This window comes from Streptomyces sp. NPDC104581 (assembly GCF_055583685.1).
Genome location: NZ_JBVJNN010000013.1, coordinates 95,638 through 112,070 on the forward strand (window position 1 = coordinate 95,638; position 16,433 = coordinate 112,070).

The 16,433-nt window shown below is 71.5% G+C and carries 16 protein-coding genes; 7 read left to right on the top strand and 9 right to left on the bottom strand.

Translation table 11 applies throughout. The features are described 5' to 3' along the window. The first annotated feature begins 1 nt into the window (after position 1). The 3 genes from ACZ61E_RS13610 to ACZ61E_RS13620 all read left to right on the top strand — a co-directional run bounded on the left by ACZ61E_RS13610 (position 2) and on the right by ACZ61E_RS13620 (position 3,609). Positions 2-1,507 carry an MFS transporter gene (locus tag ACZ61E_RS13610; RefSeq protein ID WP_469699811.1) on the top strand — a complete coding sequence of 502 codons (1,506 nt, stop codon included), beginning with the start codon at positions 2-4 and terminating at the stop codon, positions 1,505-1,507. Positions 1,508-1,660: 153 nt separating this feature from the next. Next, positions 1,661-2,281 (top strand): winged helix-turn-helix domain-containing protein, encoded by a 621-nt coding sequence (locus ACZ61E_RS13615; protein WP_469699812.1) that lies wholly within the window; start codon positions 1,661-1,663, stop codon positions 2,279-2,281. Next, positions 2,278-3,609 (top strand): MFS transporter, encoded by a 1,332-nt coding sequence (locus ACZ61E_RS13620; RefSeq protein WP_469699813.1) that lies wholly within the window; start codon positions 2,278-2,280, stop codon positions 3,607-3,609. The genes ACZ61E_RS13615 and ACZ61E_RS13620 overlap by 4 nt, the downstream gene beginning before the upstream one ends. Positions 3,610-3,662: 53 nt before the next feature. Here ACZ61E_RS13620 and ACZ61E_RS13625 read toward each other — a convergent pair whose 3' ends face one another. From ACZ61E_RS13625 to ACZ61E_RS13635, 3 genes are all read right to left on the bottom strand, one after another. Continuing rightward, on the bottom strand, positions 3,663-3,917 hold the full coding sequence (locus ACZ61E_RS13625) for a DUF6243 family protein (protein ID WP_469699814.1): 255 nt from the start codon (positions 3,915-3,917) through the stop codon (positions 3,663-3,665). Between the two features lie 167 nt (positions 3,918-4,084). Then, positions 4,085-4,297, bottom strand: coding sequence for a hypothetical protein (locus tag ACZ61E_RS13630; protein ID WP_469699815.1), 213 nt, complete (start codon positions 4,295-4,297; stop codon positions 4,085-4,087). Positions 4,298-4,404: 107 nt separating this feature from the next. Continuing rightward, complete coding sequence (locus ACZ61E_RS13635; RefSeq protein WP_469699816.1) at positions 4,405-5,787, bottom strand: glycine--tRNA ligase; 1,383 nt, start codon at positions 5,785-5,787, stop codon at positions 4,405-4,407. A 141-nt stretch (positions 5,788-5,928) separates the two neighbouring features. On the opposite strand from ACZ61E_RS13635, the gene ACZ61E_RS13640 reads away from it, so the two are divergent. From ACZ61E_RS13640 to ACZ61E_RS13655, 4 genes are all read left to right on the top strand, one after another. Next, positions 5,929-6,963 carry a metal ABC transporter substrate-binding protein gene (locus tag ACZ61E_RS13640; protein WP_469699817.1) on the top strand — a complete coding sequence of 345 codons (1,035 nt, stop codon included), beginning with the start codon at positions 5,929-5,931 and terminating at the stop codon, positions 6,961-6,963. Between the two features lie 83 nt (positions 6,964-7,046). Then, positions 7,047-7,841 (top strand): metal ABC transporter ATP-binding protein, encoded by a 795-nt coding sequence (locus tag ACZ61E_RS13645; protein WP_469699870.1) that lies wholly within the window; start codon positions 7,047-7,049, stop codon positions 7,839-7,841. 2 nt (positions 7,842-7,843) lie between these two features. Continuing rightward, positions 7,844-8,755 carry a metal ABC transporter permease gene (locus ACZ61E_RS13650; protein WP_469699818.1) on the top strand — a complete coding sequence of 304 codons (912 nt, stop codon included), beginning with the start codon at positions 7,844-7,846 and terminating at the stop codon, positions 8,753-8,755. Between the two features lie 59 nt (positions 8,756-8,814). Next, positions 8,815-9,300, top strand: coding sequence for a Fur family transcriptional regulator (locus ACZ61E_RS13655; protein ID WP_469699819.1), 486 nt, complete (start codon positions 8,815-8,817; stop codon positions 9,298-9,300). A 124-nt stretch (positions 9,301-9,424) separates the two neighbouring features. Here ACZ61E_RS13655 and ACZ61E_RS13660 read toward each other — a convergent pair whose 3' ends face one another. From ACZ61E_RS13660 to ACZ61E_RS13685, 6 genes are all read right to left on the bottom strand, one after another. Further along, positions 9,425-10,279, bottom strand: a complete 855-nt coding sequence (locus ACZ61E_RS13660; protein ID WP_469699820.1) for an isoprenyl transferase — start codon at positions 10,277-10,279, stop codon at positions 9,425-9,427. A 13-nt stretch (positions 10,280-10,292) separates the two neighbouring features. After that, complete coding sequence (recO, locus tag ACZ61E_RS13665) at positions 10,293-11,042, bottom strand: DNA repair protein RecO (protein WP_469699821.1); 750 nt, start codon at positions 11,040-11,042, stop codon at positions 10,293-10,295. A gap of 66 nt (positions 11,043-11,108) precedes the next feature. After that, positions 11,109-11,801 carry a response regulator transcription factor gene (locus tag ACZ61E_RS13670; RefSeq protein ID WP_469699822.1) on the bottom strand — a complete coding sequence of 231 codons (693 nt, stop codon included), beginning with the start codon at positions 11,799-11,801 and terminating at the stop codon, positions 11,109-11,111. Beyond that, positions 11,798-13,147: a sensor histidine kinase gene (locus tag ACZ61E_RS13675; RefSeq protein ID WP_469699823.1), complete on the bottom strand. Its 1,350-nt coding sequence runs from the start codon at positions 13,145-13,147 to the stop codon at positions 11,798-11,800. Before ACZ61E_RS13675 ends, ACZ61E_RS13670 begins: the two co-directional genes overlap by 4 nt. 111 nt (positions 13,148-13,258) lie before the next feature. Next, positions 13,259-15,424 carry an MMPL family transporter gene (locus ACZ61E_RS13680; protein ID WP_469699824.1) on the bottom strand — a complete coding sequence of 722 codons (2,166 nt, stop codon included), beginning with the start codon at positions 15,422-15,424 and terminating at the stop codon, positions 13,259-13,261. A 168-nt stretch (positions 15,425-15,592) separates the two neighbouring features. After that, complete coding sequence (locus ACZ61E_RS13685; protein ID WP_469699825.1) at positions 15,593-16,288, bottom strand: tellurite resistance TerB family protein; 696 nt, start codon at positions 16,286-16,288, stop codon at positions 15,593-15,595. Between the last annotated feature and the right edge of the window lie 145 nt (positions 16,289-16,433).

Here is a 16,433-nt window from a genome sequence, read left to right on the forward strand (position 1 = left end):
CATGCCAGCTCCCCCGCACAAGCCCCCGCCGGAGCCGTCGAGGGAGTCCACCCCGCAGTGCGGCCCGCGCCGGCGGATGGTGATCCTGGGGACCTGCTGCATGAGTCTGCTGATCGTCAGTCTCGACAACACGGTTCTCAACGTCGCCCTGCCGTCCATGCAGAAGGAGCTGCACACCACGGTCGCCGGCATGCAGTGGACCATCGACGCCTACACCCTGGTCATCGCCTCACTGCTGATGCTCGCGGGCTCCACCGCCGACCGCGTCGGCCGGCGGCGCGTCTTCAAGACGGGGCTGGTGGTCTTCACGCTCGGGTCGCTGCTGTGCTCGCTCGCGCCCAATCTGGAGTCGCTCGTCGCGTTCCGGATGGTGCAGGCCGTCGGCGGCTCGATGCTCAACCCGGTCGCGATGTCGATCATCACCAACACCTTCACCGACCCGCGTGAGCGGGCCCGCGCGATCGGCGTCTGGGGCGGGGTCGTCGGAATCTCCATGGCGGCCGGGCCGCTGATCGGCGGGCTGCTGGTGGAGACGGTCGGCTGGCGCGCGATCTTCCTGATCAATCTGCCGGTGGGGATCACGGCGTTCCTGCTGACCTGGCGGTTCGTCCCCGAGTCGCGCGCCGCGAAGCCGCGCCGCCCCGACCCCGTGGGCCAGCTGCTGGTCATGGCCACCCTCGGGGCGCTGACGTACGCGATCATCGAGGCGCCGGCGGCCGGCTGGACGTCGCCGCTGATCCTGGTCTTCGTCGGGGTCACGGTGTGCGCGCTGACCGGCCTGGTGCTGTACGAGCCGAGGCGCCCCGAGCCGCTGATCGATCTGCGGTTCTTCCGCAGCGCGCCGTTCAGCGGGGCGACGGTCATCGCCGTGTGCGCGTTCGGCGGCCTCGGCGGCTTCCTGTTCATGAACACGCTCTATCTCCAGAACGTGAGGAACCTCTCCGCCCTGGACGCCGGTCTCCACATGCTGCCGATGGCGGCGCTCGCGTTCGTCTGCGCGCCGCTGTCGGGGCGGCTCGTCGGTACGCGTGGGCCGCGGCTCCCGCTGGTGCTCGCGGGCACGGCGATCGCGGCGAGCGGGCTGCTGTTCGCGGTCTTCGAGGCGGAGACGCACACGGCGCTGCTGTTCTCCGGATATGTGCTGTTCGGCGCGGGCTTCGGTCTGGTGAACGCCCCGATCACCAACACGGCGGTGTCCGGGATGCCGCTGGCGCAGGCGGGGGTGGCCGCCGCTGTCGCGTCGACCAGCCGGCAGATCGGCCAGACGCTGGGCGTCGCGGTGATCGGAGCGGTACTGGCCGCGGGTGCCTCGGCGGCCACGCACCGGGGCGGCATCGACGCGGCGGGCTTCGCCGAGGCGAGCCGGCCCGCGTGGTGGATCATCGCCGGGCTCGGGTTCTGTGTGCTGGCGGTCGGCGCCCTGACGAGCGGGGAATGGGCGCGGGGTACGGCACGCCGCAACGCGTCCCGGCTGGAGCCGGCGTCGGTACCGGACTCACCGGCCTGACACGCGGTGCCGTCGGCCGGACCCGCCCGGCCGGACCCGGCGGCACGTTCGGGACCCTTCCACGAAGGCACCCGTCTCCGGACACCGATGTTGCAGAGACTTGTCTGCAAATACTTCTATGCAGAGGAACCTCTGCAACCATACGATGCCGCCATGTCCCACGAACCCGAGACCCCGCCGCGGCCGGCCGCGCGGCCCACCCGCCGTATCGACGCCCGCAGTCTTCGCGGGCTCGCCCACCCGCTGCGGATGAGCATCCTCGAAGCGATCAGCCTCGACGGGCCCGCCACCGCGACCGTCCTCGCCGAGCGGCTCGGCGAGAACACCGGCACCGTCAGCTGGCATCTGCGGCATCTCGCCGAACACGGTTTCATCGAGGAGGAGACCGGACGCGGCACGAGACGCGAGCGCTGGTGGCGCCGGACCGGCGTGCCGAACGAGCTGAACACCGCCGACTTCCGTGACGATCCGCGCACCCGGGGTGCGCTGTCCGTCTACCTCCACGAGCTGGTGGGCCAGTACTTCAGCCGGGTCACGGACTATCTGAACGAGGACTGGGACGACGGCTGGCGCACCGCCGGTACGGTCTCGGACTGGCACGACCTCCGGCTGACACCAGATCAACTGAGCGCGTTGAACGCGGAGTTGATGGCGGTGGTCGCCCGTCACACCGCCGGCCCGGGGACGGAGGCGGACCCCGGGGCGCTGCCCGTCGTCGTACAGCTCCAGTCCTTCCCCCGCAGGGCGCGCGGAACCGGGAGCGACGCCCGGTGAAGGGCGGGACGGGCGCGGTACGCGGCGGGCTGCTGCGTCGTCACCACGATTTCCGGCTGCTGTGGCTCGGCGAGACCGCCGGCAAGTTCGGCACGTCGGTCACCGGGGTCGCCATGCCGCTGATCGCCGTCTCCACCCTGCACGCGGGCACGTTCGAGGTGGGTCTGCTGACCGCGGCGGCCTGGGCGCCCTGGCTGGTCATCGGCCTGCCCGTCGGCGCCTGGGTGGACCGGACCCGGCGCAGACCGGTCATGCTGGCCGCCGCCGCGGTCTCAACCGTGCTGTTCGCCGCCGTCCCCCTCGCCGCGTGGGCGGGCCTGCTGAGTGTCGGCCTGCTGGTGGGCGTGGCGCTGCTGACGGGCACGGCCGCCGTGTTCTTCCAGACCGCGTACACCGCCTACCTCCCCGCCGTCCTGGCCCCGGAGGACCAGCCCGAGGGCAACGCCAAGCTGCACGGGAGCGCGTCCGCCGCGCAGATCGCCGGCCTCGGATCGGGCGGACTGATCGCGCAGTTGGCGGGCGCGGTCAACGGGATGTTCGCCAACGCGGCGACCTTCCTCGTCTCGCTCCTGTGTCTGTCGCGCATCCGCCACCGCGAGCCACGCGTGCCGCGCGTCCCGCGCCGCCGGGGCGCGATGGCCGCGGAGGTCGGCGAGGGCCTGCGGCTGGTCGCCCGGGACCCCTGGCTCCGCACGCTGACGCTGTTCGGCGCCGCGTCCAACCTGGCCCTGATGGGGTACCAGTCGATCCTCGTCGTCTTCCTGGTGCGGACCGTCGGCCTGGAGCCCGGACCGGTCGGCGGGCTCGTCGCCGCGGCGGGCACGGGTGGTGTGGCCGGGGCCTTCCTGGCGCGCCGGGTCGCGGCGCGGGTGGGCACGGCACGGGCGACGCTGGTCTTCGAGCTGGGCCTCGCGGTGTTCGCCCTGCTCATCCCGCTGACCGTGGGCGGGGCCGGGGTGCTCTTCTACGTCACGGGCGGGTTCCTGGTCGCGGCGGGTGTGGTGGCGGGCAATGTGATCAAGGCGAGTTTCCAGCAGCGTTACTGCCCGCCGGAGTTGCTCGGCCGCCTCACGGCCAGCACGGCCTTCCTCAACTACGGCGCGATCCCGCTCGGCGCCCTGCTGGGCGGGGCGCTCGGTACGGCTCTCGGCATCCGTACGGCGATGTGGATCACCACCGCCGGGGTGCCGCTGGCCGCGCTGATCCTGCTCTTCTCGCCCGTCGGGCGCGCCAGGGATCTGCCGGTGTCCCCCCGCGGTCCGCTCACGCCTCACGCGTCGCACGAGGCGCGGGAATCGCACGGGGCGGCGGACGGACGGGCCACCTGACGACGGCCCGGATCACGAGGTGATCCGGGCCGTCGTCGCGGTGTGGCGGTGTGTCAGGACCGGGCGGCGGACCCGTCGGTCACACCGGCCGCGCCGTTCGCGTCGGTGGTGTCCGCCGCCTCCGCGGTGGGCTCGTCGGACGCGGTACCGGTCGCGCGCTCGCGCATCTTGCGGACCAGTTCCTGCTTCTTGTCCTCGGCCACCTTGCGGTCGGCGTTGCGGCCGGGGCCGTTGCCCTGCTGATCGGCACGGGACAGCTTCTTACGCTGTCCGCCCACGCCGAGAAGGTTGTTGCGGCTCTTTGCCACGGGTTCTCCCGAATTGGTGAAGGCGAAGTGATCTGCGGATTCGTCTGGTGAGAGGCGGGCCGTGACCGCCGCGTCCTCACTCGTAGATCTGGAAGAACATGCCCGAGACGCTACCACCGGGCGGGTGGCACCCGTCACTCATTTTCCCGGCGCCGAAGCCCCCGGCTCTAGCCGCCGGTGACCGTCGGGTCGACGGTCGCCTGGTGCTCCTCGGCGAGGTGCTCCTCCGCCTTGAGCCACGGCAGGAACTGCGCGTTCTTCTTCCATCCGCAGGTGTCGCAGGTCAACGCCCGCTGCATACCGGCCTTCTGGACATGGACCACGTGCTCGCGGCCGTGCTGGTCCCATCGGCTTACCTTGCTGCTGGTCGTGGGCGGCATGAGTGCCTCCTGTAGACGGATGCGGCCAGTCAGCAGTGTGCGACGAAGCCCCCGGCTCCGTCACGGAACCGGGGGCTTCGAGCCACGAACGTGATCCGCGGCCGTGATCAGCAGCCGAGCAGCCGCTCGCCGAGGTAGCCCTGGATCTGGCTCAGCGAGACACGCTCCTGCTTCATCGTGTCGCGCTCGCGCACCGTCACCGCGTCGTCGTCGAGGGTGTCGAAGTCGACGGTGACGCAGAACGGCGTACCGATCTCGTCCTGCCTGCGGTACCGGCGGCCGATCGCGCCCGCGTCGTCGAACTCGATGTTCCAGTTCTTCCGCAGGTCGGCCGAGAGCCCCTTCGCCTTCGGCGAGAGCTGCGGGTTGCGCGACAGCGGCAGCACCGCGACCTTGACCGGTGCCAGGCGCGGGTCGAGCCGCATCACCGTGCGCTTCTCCAGCACACCCTTGGCGTTCGGCGCCTCGTCCTCGTTGTACGCGTCGAGGAGGAAGGCCAGCATCGCCCGGCCGACACCGGCGGCGGGCTCGATGACGTACGGCGTCCAGCGCTCACCGGCCTCCTGGTCGAAGTACGACAGGTCGTGGCCCGACGCCTTGGAGTGCGCGGTGAGGTCGAAGTCCGTGCGGTTCGCGACGCCTTCGAGCTCGCCCCACTCCGAGCCGCCGAAGCTGAAGCGGTACTCGATGTCGGCGGTGCGCTTGGAGTAGTGGGAGAGCTTCTCCTTCGGGTGCTCGAACCAGCGCATGTTCTCCTCGCGCAGGCCAAGGTCCCGGTACCAGTTCCAGCGCTGCTCCATCCAGTAGTCCTGCCACGTCTCGTCCTCGCCGGGCTTGACGAAGAACTCCATCTCCATCTGCTCGAACTCGCGCGTGCGGAAGATGAAGTTGCCGGGCGTGATCTCGTTACGGAAGGACTTGCCCATCTGCGCGATGCCGAACGGCGGCTTTTTGCGCGATGTCTGCTGCACCTGGGCGAAGTTGGTGAAGATGCCCTGGGCGGTCTCGGGGCGCAGATACGCGACGGAGCCGGAGTCCTGCGTCGGGCCGAGGTGGGTGGAGAGGAGCCCGGAGAACGACTTGGGCTCGGTGAAGGTGCCCTTGTTGCCGCAGTTGGGGCAGTTGATGTCCCCCAGGCCGTTGGCCGGCGGCCTGCCGTGCTTCTCCTCGTACGCCTCCTCCAAGTGGTCGGCTCGGTAACGCTTGTGGCAGGAGGTGCACTCGGTGAGCGGGTCGGTGAACGTGGCGACATGGCCCGAGGCCTCCCAGACCTCGGGGGCCAGGATCACCGACGAGTCGAGACCGACAACGTCCTCGCGCGAAGTGACCATGTAACGCCACCACTGGCGCTTGATGTTCTCCTTCAGCTCGACCCCGAGCGGCCCGTAGTCCCAGGCGGCACGCTGTCCGCCGTAGATCTCGCTGCACGGGTAGACGAAGCCACGGCGCTTGCTCAGGTTGACGATGCTGTCGATCTTGTCGGCGGCCACGGTGCTCTCTTCATTACGACGACGAACGGCGAATGCTTCAGATTAGCGGCGGGCGCACCCCCTGTATCAAATCGGTGTCCCGCGGTGGCCTTCACCACCCCTTGTTGACAATCGTTTCCAGTTTTGTTGAAAATGACTGTCATGAACGTACGACGCCTGATACCCACCGCCGCGCTCGCCGGATCCGTCGCCCTCGGACTGGTCGCGCTGTCCGCGTGTTCCCCCTCGGACGCGGCCGACGGCGGGGGCGGCAAGGGCGACGGCAAGCTCGCGGTGATCGCGTCGTTCTACCCCATGCAGTATCTGGCCGAGGAGATAGGCGGGACGCACGTCGACGTCTCCACCCTCACCAAGCCGGGCGTCGAGCCGCACGACCTGGAGCTGGGGACCCGGCAGGCCGCCCGGCTCGGCGAGGCCGACTACATCCTCTATCTCAAGGGCCTCCAGCCCGCCGTCGACGAGGCCATCGGCGCCGCCGGCGTGAAGAACACCGTGGACGCCGCGACCCTCACCGAGCTGGAGAAGCACGGCTCCGAGGTCGGCCACTCCCACGGCGACGAGCACGGCGACGAACACGCCGGTGAGGAGCACGCCGAGGACGGGCACGCGGAGGAGGAGCACGCGGGCGAGGAGCACGCCCACGAGGGCGAGGCCGGCACCGACCCGCACATCTGGCTCGACCCCGTGAAGTACGCCGAGGTCGCCAAGGGCGTCGGCGCCTCGCTGGAGAAGGCCGACCCGGAGAACGCCGACGCGTACCGGAAGAACACCACCGCGCTGGTCGAGCGGCTCACCACCCTCGACACCGCGTTCGAGAAGGGCCTCGCGGACACCTCCACCAGGACCTTCATCACCACGCACTCCGCCTTCGGCTACCTCGCCGAGCGCTACGGTCTGAAGCAGGAGTCCATCTCCGGCCTCTCCCCCGAGTCCGAGCCGAGCCCGGCGCGGATCAAGGAGCTGCGGACGATCGCGACCCAGGACAAGGTCGGCACGGTCTTCTTCGAGACACTGGTCAGCGACAGGACGGCGAAGACGGTCGCCGCCGACAGCGGCCTGAGGACGGACGTCCTGGACCCCATCGAGGGAATCACGGACAAGTCCGAGGGCGCTGACTACATCGAGGTCATGGAGTCCAACCTCGCCGCGCTGGAGAAGGCCCTCGGCGCGAAGTGAACCGGGCGACAGCGGCAACGGAGGTACGGAACGTGGCGACGAACCGGAACGGGCGGACAGAGGCGGCCGGGCGGGACACCGACGTGCCCCCGCCCGCCGGCACCGTCCTGTCGCTGCGCGGCGCCACCGCCACGCTCGGCTCCCGCCCCGTACTGCGCGGTGTCGACCTCACCCTGAGGCGCGGTGAGGTCGTCGCGCTGCTCGGCGCCAACGGCTCGGGCAAGTCCACCGCCGTACGCTCCGTGATCGGCCAAGTCCCGCTCACCGACGGCGAGGTGACCCTCTTCGGCACCCCGCTGCGGCGGTTCCGCGACTGGGCGCGCGTCGGCTACGTACCGCAGCGCACCACGGCCGCGAGCGGCGTGCCCGCCACCGTCCGCGAGGTCGTGTCCTCGGGACGGCTCTCCCGCTCCGGGCTGCTGAGGTGGCCCTCCAAGGCCGACCGGGCGGCCGTTCGGCGCGCCATCGAGCTGGTGGGTCTCACGGACCGCGCCAAGGACTCGGTGGACGCCCTCTCCGGCGGTCAGCACCAGCGGGTGCTCATCGCCCGCGCGCTCGCCGCCGAACCCGAACTGCTGATCATGGACGAGCCGATGGCGGGCGTCGACCTGGCCAGCCAGGAGATCCTGGCGGCCACGCTGCGTGACCAGGTGGCGGCCGGTACGACCGTCCTGCTCGTCCTGCACGAACTGGGCCCGCTGGAGCCGCTGATCGACCGCGCCGTGGTGCTGCGGGAGGGCCGTGTGACGCACGACGGCCCGCCGCCGAAGGCCGCGGAGCGGCACGCGCCGACCGGCCACGGCCCCGAGCCCCTGCCCAACCAGGGCTGCCACCCGCACGCGGCCGGCGAGCCGCTCCGTACAGGACTGCTGACCTGATCATGGAAATCCTTGAGACCGCCCTCATGCAGCGGGCCCTGATCGCGGCCGTGCTGGTCGGCGTCATCGCGCCCGCGGTCGGCATCTATCTCGTCCAGCGGCGCCAGGCGCTGATGGGCGACGGCATCGGACATGTCGCCATGACCGGTGTCGGTCTCGGCTTCCTGCTCTCCACCAGTCCGGTGTGGATGGCCACGGCCGTGGCCGTCGTCGGCTCCATCGCGATGGAGCTGATCCGGGCGTACGGCCGCACCCGCGGCGACATCGCGCTGGCCATGCTGTTCTACGGCGGCATGGCGGGCGGTGTGCTGCTGATCAACCTCTCGCCGACCGGCTCCAACGCCAACCTCGGCTCGTACCTCTTCGGCTCGCTCTCCACGGTCTCCGAGGCCGATCTGGACGCGATCTGGGTCCTGGCGGCCCTGGTGGTGCTGGTCACCGTGGGACTGCGGCGGCAGCTGTTCGCCGTCAGCCAGGACGAGGAGTTCGCGCGGGTCACGGGGCTGCCGGTGCGCGCCCTCAACCTGCTCGTCGCCGTCACGGCCGCCGTGACCGTCACCGTCGCGATGCGGGTCGTGGGCCTGCTGCTGGTCAGCGCGCTGATGGTGGTGCCGGTCGCGGCGGCGCAGCAGATCACCCGGTCGTTCGCCGTCACCTTCGTCCTGGCGGTGGTGATCGGCACGGCGGTCACGCTGGCCGGCACGGTCACCTCGTACTACCAGGACGTACCGCCCGGAGCGACAATTGTGTTGCTGGCCATCGGCGTCTTCCTCGTCCTGACCGTGCTCGCGACACCGCTCGCGAGACGGCGGGCGCGGGCGGCGGTGCCGGTGGAGGACGAACGTGCCGGGGGCCCGTCGGACGTTCCCGCCGTTCCCGCCATGCGCGGACCGTCGGACGAGGCCACGGTCTGACACGAGCTGGCAGAATGGCCCGGCAGACAGCGATTCCGGGCAGAGCATTGGAGGCACCCGTGACGACTGCGCCTGGCGGCGGGGCGAGCACCGCCCCTGTACGCGGCCGATCGACCCGGCAGCGTGCCGCGGTGGCCGCCGCGCTGGACGAGGTGGACGAGTTCCGCAGCGCGCAGGAGCTGCACGACATGCTGAAGCACCGCGGCGACTCGGTGGGGCTGACGACGGTCTACCGCACGCTCCAGTCGCTCGCCGACGCGGGCGACGTCGACGTGCTGCGCACGAACGACGGGGAGTCGGTCTACCGGCGCTGCTCGACCGGTGACCACCACCACCATCTGGTGTGCCGGGTGTGCGGCAAGGCCGTCGAGGTCGAGGGTCCGGCAGTGGAGCAGTGGGCCGAGACGATCGCGGCGGAGCACGGCTTCGTGTCCGTGGCGCACACGGTGGAGGTCTTCGGCACCTGCGCGGAGTGCGCCTCGGGGACCGGTCCCCGAGCGGGCGCGGGCCCCTCGGCCGCCGGTCAGGACCTGACGGACCGGTGACCCGCGCGGGACGGCCGGCACCGGGCCGTCTCCCGCGAGTCCCGTGCCGTACGCCGCCGGCCCCCGCCGGGGCCGCAGCGACGGTCCCGGCCCCGGCTCCGAGCCCGGCCCCGGCGGAAACGCCCTACCCGCCCTCGCCCTTGTGGTTCTTCTCGCTCGACTCGCCCGACTTGCCGGACAGGTTGGGCAGCGCCCCGCCGAAACGGCGGTCCCGGTGCGCGTACTCCAGGCAGGCCCGCCACAGATCCCGTCGGTCGAAGTCGGGCCAGAGGACGTCCTGGAAGACCATCTCGGCGTAACTGCTCTGCCAGATCAGGTAGTTGGACGTCCGCTGCTCACCACTGGGACGCAGGAAGAGATCCACGTCCGGCATGTCCGGGTAGTACAGGTACTTGGCGAAGGTCTTCTCGTTGACCTTGGACGGGTCGAGCTTCCCGGACGCCACGTCATCGGCGAGTGCCCGCGCCGCGTCCGCGATCTCCGCGCGGCCACCGTAGTTGACACAGAAGTAGAGCGTCATGGCGTCGTTGTCGACGGTCTGCTCCTGTGCGACCTGGAGCTCCTGGACGACCGACTTCCACATCTTGGGCATCCGGCCGACCCAGCGGATCCGGATGCCGAGTTCGTTCATCTCGTCACGGCGCCGCCGGATGACATCGCGGTTGAAGTTCATCAGGAAGCGCACCTCGTCGGGCGTGCGCTTCCAGTTCTCGGTGGAGAAGGCGTACAGGGAGAGGTTCTTGACGCCCATCTCCAGGCAGCCCTTGAGCACGTCCAGCACGACGCCCTCGCCGACCTTGTGGCCCTCGGTGCGCGGCAGCCCGCGCTCCTTGGCCCAGCGGCCGTTGCCGTCCATGACGCAGGCCACGTGCTTGGGCACCAGCTCGCCGGGGATCTTCGGCGGCACCGCACCGGAGGGGTGCGGCTCGGGGACCTTGTACTCGCGGCGGGGCCGGCCCAGGATTCCGCGTCGTGCCATGCGCTCGTGTCTCCTAATTCTTCTCTACATATCTGAGTGAGCGCAGTCCGCGCTCCAGATGCCAGTGCAGATACGCGGACACCAGCCCGCTGCCCTCCCGGACATGACGAGCCTCGCACGCGTCCGCGGTCCCCCAGTCCCCGGTCAGCAGCGCGCTGAGGAGACCGACCGCCTCCGACGACGGTACGACGCTGCCCGGCACCCGGCAGTCGGCGCATATGACGCCCCCCGCCGCGACCGAGAAGAAGCGATTCGGCCCGTCGAGCCCGCACTTCGCGCAGTCGTCGAAGCTCGGCGCGTACCCGTTGACCGCGAGGGAGCGCAGCAGGAAGGCGTCGAGGATCAGATGCGGGGCGTGCTCCCCGCGCGCGAGCGTGCGCAGTCCGCCGACGAGGAGCAGATACTGCTGGACGGCGGGTTCGCCCTCGTGGTCGGTGAACCGCTCGGCCGTCTCCAGCATGGCCGTACCGGCCGTGTAGCGGGGGTAGTCGGTGACGATGGCGCCGCCGTACGGGGCGATGGTCTCGCTCTGCGTACAGAGCGGCAGTCCGCGCCCGACGAGTTCGCTGCCGCGTGAGAAGAACTGCACGTCGACATGGGAGAACGGTTCGAGCCTGGCGCCGAACTTCGACTTCGTCCGGCGGACTCCGCGGGCGACGGCCCGGACGCGGCCGTGGCCGCGGGTGAGGAACGTGATGATGCGGTCCGCCTCACCCAGCTTCTGGGTGCGCAGCACGATGCCGTCGTCGCGGAACAGGCTCATGCGGGCCATTCTCCCGCACCCGGAGGGTGCCGATGGCTGCCGCCCCGGTTTTCGTGACGGCGCCGATCAGCCGCCGTCGGGCGCCGTGATCCTGAGGTCACCGGGGGTGACCAGCCCCGACTCGTACGCGATGATCACGAGTTGAGCCCGGTCCCGCGCGTCCAGCTTGCCCATGATGCGGCTCACATGTGTCTTGGCGGTCAGCGGGCTGAGACCGAGGGACTCGGCGATCTCCGTGTTGGTGAGGCCGCGTGCGACGAGGGCGAGCACCTGCCGTTCGCGGGCCGAGAGGCAGTCGGGGCCGCGGGCCGGCGAGGTCTCCGGGACGCTGCGCGCGCTCAGTACACGGGCGATCAGGCGCGCCGTCGGGCCCGGGGAGAGCAGCGAGTCGCCCGCCGCCACCGTCCTGATGGCGGTGAGGAGTTCGGCCGGCCTGGTGTCCTTCACGAGGAAGCCGGACGCGCCGGCCCGCAGCGCCTCCACGACATGGTCGTCGGTGTCGTACGTGGTGAGGACCAGCACCCGGACGCCCGCGAGGTCCTCGTCGGCGGCGATCAGCCGGGTCGCCTCGATACCGTCCATCCCGGGCATCCGGATGTCCATGACGACGAGGTCGGCGCGGGCGGAGCGGGCCAGCTCGACGGCTTCCCGGCCGGTGCCGGCCTGGCCCACGACCTCCATGTCGGCGGCGGACTCGACGAGCATCGCGAATGCGGCCCTGACCAGGCGCTGGTCGTCGGCGAGCAGGACGCGGATCATACGACCGACTCCCGTCTGCCGCCCGGACCGGCCGGCTCGCCCGCCGTCCGCCCGCCGCCCGTCCGCTCCGCCTTCGCCGGGGCACCCTCCGGGGCCTTGTCCGCCGGGTCGTCGTACTCCCGCAGGGGCAGGACGGCGGCCACCCGGAAGCCGTCGTCGAACGGTCCGGCGTCGAGCGTGCCCCCGACGCTGCGGGCCCGCTCCCGCATGCCGACGATCCCGTAGCCGGGGTCGACACGCGCTCCCTTGCCGCCGGGCCCGCCCCCGTTGTCGGTCACGGTGACGTGCAGCGCCCCGCCCCGGGTCTCGACGCGCACCCGCACCCGTGGGGCCGGGCCGGCGTGCCGGACGGCGTTGGTGAGCGACTCCTGCACGATCCGGTACGCGGCGGCCTCGGCGACCGGCGGGACGCGTACGCCCTCCGTCCGTACCGTGAGCAGGGTCTCCGCGCCCGCGGTCCGCGCGGTCTCCACCAGGCCGGGCAGCGCGGACAGGTCGGGCAGGGCCCCGCCCCAGGTCCCCTCCTCGCCCTCGGCCGTGCCCGCGGCGCGCAGCACCTCCAGCGTGGTGCGCAGTTCCGAGCGCGCGCCGCGGCAGGTGTCCGAGATGCCGTCGAGCGCCTGCGAGATCGCGGCCCGGTCCAGCCGGTCGGGCGAGACGGTCAGGACGTGCGACGCCACCGACGTCTGGACGCCGATGAGCGTGATGCTGTGGGCCAGCAGGTCGTGCAGGTCCCGGGCGATCCGCAGGCGCTCCTCGGCGACGCGCCGGGCCGCTTCCTCCTCACGGGTCCGTTCGGCGCGCTCCGCGCGTTCCACCATCGCCGCGATGTACTTGCGGTAGACCCGTACGTCCATGCCGATGACGACGACCGCGATGATCCAGCCGGACGTGCGGAGCATCTCCAGACCGCGGTCGGTGTTGAGGAGGAACATCACCGTGAGCGTGATGCCGACGGTGCCGACACCGAGCAGCGCGGCGCGCATCGGCGGACCGGTGACGGCGACGGTGTAGAGGGCGACCATCGTGGCCGGGGTGGTGGCCGCGTGCGAGTAGTCCAGCGCGTGGTACGTGCCGACGAGCACGACCATCACCAGCAGGACGGGCACCGGGTGCCGCCGCCGCCAGACCAGGGACGTGGTGACGGCGGCGAACATCGCCCAGCCGGGGGCGTCGAGTGAGTTGCCGTCGCCGGGCACGGTGAGGGCGAGCAGGAGGCCCAGGACACCGACGACGCCGGTGACCACCAGGTCCGTGCGCAACTGGTGCGGCGCTTCGAGCGGATCGCGGTTGAGCACCGCGAAGACACGTTCGGTGCGTGGTCCTCTGCTCGGGGTCTCTGACACGGGTCCATCCTCTCTTGTCGCGCTTCGGCGCGGTACGGCCCCGCCCGGAGTCGTCCGGTGCGTCGCGGCCCCGTCCCCGGAGCCGCGACGCACCGGAGGGCGCACCGCTGTTCAGGCGCCGGTGCCGACCGGCTCCCGCTCGCGGTCGCCGGGTCCGTCCTGGTCGTCCGGTCCCCCTGCGGCCGGGCGGTCCGTCCGGTCCGCTTCCGGGCCGGGCCCGGCCGGCGGCTTCGACAGCGCTCCCGGCCACCAGACCTTGCGGCCGAGCAGCACGCTCGCGCTCGTCACCAGATACGTACGGACCAGGAAGGTGTCCAGCAGGACGCCCACGGCCACCAGGAGGCCCATCTCCACGAGCATCACCAGCGGCAGACTGGCCAGGACTCCGAAGGTCGCGGCGAGGACGACACCGGCCGAGGCGATCACACCGCCCGTGGTGCGCAGCGCCGTCAGCGCGGCGGCCTCGGGGTCCGCGCCCTTGAGTGCCTCCTCCCGCATCCGGTGCATCAGGAAGATGCCGTAGTCGACGCCGAGTGCGACGAGGAAGACGAACGAGAGCAGCGCGAGCCCCGGATCCATCCCGGGGAAGCCGAGCAGCGGCTCGAAGACCAGCCCGCCGATGCCCATCGACGCGCCCCAGACGACCACGACGGCGAAGACCAGCATCAGCGGTGCGACGAGGCTGCGCAGCAGGACGACCAGGATCAGCAGGACGGCGACGACGACGAGCGGGATGACGTGGAGCCGGTCCCTGGCGTTGGTGTCGGCGAGGTCGATCTGCTGGGCGCTGGGCCCGCCGACGTATGTCCCGCCGTCGAGGGTGGACCGCAGCCGTTCGATGGTGGCGGTCTCCCCCGCCGACTCCGGCGCGTCCTTCGCGAAGACGGTGATCTCGGTCCAGCCGCCTCCGGCGCGGCCCAGTTCGGCCTCGGCGACGCCTGAGACGGAACGGACGGCGCCTAGAGCGGCGTCGGCCCCGCCGTCGGGCGCCATGACGGTGATGGGCTGCGCGCTCTGCTCCGGGAAGGCGTCCGCGAGGCGCGCCATGCCGACGACCGACTCCGGCTTGTCGATGAAGCCGTCCTCCTGCTTGAGCGCGCCGGGCAGGTTCAGCGCGCCGACCGCGAGGGCACCGAGCACCACGAGACCGGTGGCGAGCACGGCGACCGGCTTGCGGGCGGCCGACGATCCCATGGCGGCGAAGAAGGAGCGGCGCTGTCCGCCCTCGCTGCCGTGGACGGGGATCAGCGGCCAGAAGACGCGGCGGCCGAGGAGCACGAGGACGGCGGGGAGCAGCGTGAGCATCGCGACGAGCGCGCAGACGACGCCGATGGCGGCGATCGGTCCCATGCCGCTGCTGCTGTTGAGGTCGGCGGCCATGAGGCACAGCAGACCGGCGGCGACGGTGCCGGAGGAGGCGAGGACGGCGGGTCCGCAGCCGCGCAGCGCGGAGCGCATGGCGTCGTAAGGCTCGGGTACGCGGCGCAGTTCCTCCCGGTAGCGGGCGACGAGCAGCAGCGCGTAGTCGGTGCCCGCGCCGAACACGAGCACCGTCATGATGGCCGAGCTCTGGCTGCTGACGACGGTGTCGAAGGCGCGCACCGTCCCGTAGACGACGGCCATGGAGCTGACGGCGGCGGCGCCGACGACGAACAGCGGCACGATCCACAGGAACGGACTGCGGTAGGTGATGATCAGCAGGACGGCGACGACCAGCACGGTCGCCGTCATCAGGGTGCCGTCGATGGACTCGAAGACGGCTTCCATGTCGGACTGGAGGGCGCCGGATCCGGCGACCTCGACGTCGAGTCCGCTGCCGCCGCCCCCGCCGTCCTCCGTGGTGAGGGCCCGTACGTCCTCGACGAAGGCGATCCGCGCGGCCTCCTTGTCGATGCCCGGCTCGTCGGGGACGGCGCTCGCGACCGGGTACATCAGGAGCGTGCCGTCCTCGGACGGGACGCCCTTGGGCGGGGCGGTGAGCCGCTGCTCGGCCGCGACCCGCGCGAGTTGCTCCTCGGCGGTCGTCCGGTCGGCGGCGGTGAGTCCGCCGTCGCGGTGGTAGACGACGATCAGATCGGTCATCTCGCCGCCGGGCAGCTCCTGCCGGACCTTCTCCACCTGGGTGGAGTCGGCGCTCGCCGGGAGGTAGTCGACGGCTTCGTCGCGCTGTACGTCGCCGAGCTTCCCGGCGAACATGGCGGCCACGGCGATCACGACCACCCACAGTCCGACCACCGCCCAGGGCAGCAGACGTCGGCGTTTGATTTCGGGCCCCATCGCGGGCCCCCCTTCTGCACAGCCGGTCAGAGTTGACCCAAGCCTCGTGGGGGGAGGCGCCGGAATCGTCGCGCGTGAGAGCGAGATGGGTGTTACTGCCCGGGGTGACCGGGGCGCGCGGTTACTCCCGGAGGAGTACGCGGACGGGGTACACCGGCGGGAGGAGGGTCAGGACGAGGGCGTACGGGCCGATTCGAGCAGCCGGGCCGTGTCGTCGGCGCACAGTTGCAGCGCGCCGCCGACGGTGGAGAGCACATCGCGCTCCGCCGCGCTGTACGGCCCGTCGGCCAGCGCGATCCGCGCGCCCTGGAGCAGGATCGACTCCCGGCCGGCCGACGCGAGATGCGGGGCCAGCGGCTCCAGCGCCTCGTGCAGCTCGATGGCGAGAGCGGCCCCGCAGGGTCCGGGGTCGATGAGAAACCGCCCCGTGTCGGCGGCCAGCGCCTCCACCAGCTCGGTGAGCTGCTCCTCGGTGCAGTCCTCGATCCCGGCCGCCCTGACCGTGCCGACGGCGGTCTCCCGGACCGTACGGGAGGAGGTGCCGCCCGCGGCGAGTACGGCGAGCGCCACCGTGTGGACGGCGTCCCGGAGCATCGCGGAGAAGCGGACCGTGGTGGGGTGGTCGAGGATGTCGGTGCCGAAGTGGCCGTGGCAGGCGGCGCATTCGATGACGGGGCCGGCCGGGCCGCGCGGCACCAGCGGCACTCCGAGCACGGCGAAGCGGCGACGGCCGGTGCGGCGGCGGTAGTTGCGGTCACCGCCGCAGTCGGGGCAGAAGAACTCCCCGTCCCCGATGGTGTTCCACGCGGTGTTGATGCCGCAGACGCGCAGTTTCCTGCCGCTCGATCCCTGACCTGGCAGCACGTCGCGCACCTCCATAACGCTTCGGCAACTTTGCCGCATTGACGTGATGTTAACCACAGCAACGACGCGGCGTCATTACCTGGGCGTCAGGTGGGCGCGACATGGCCGAACCCCGCCCACCGGGAAAGGGGGGCGGGGCCGGTGA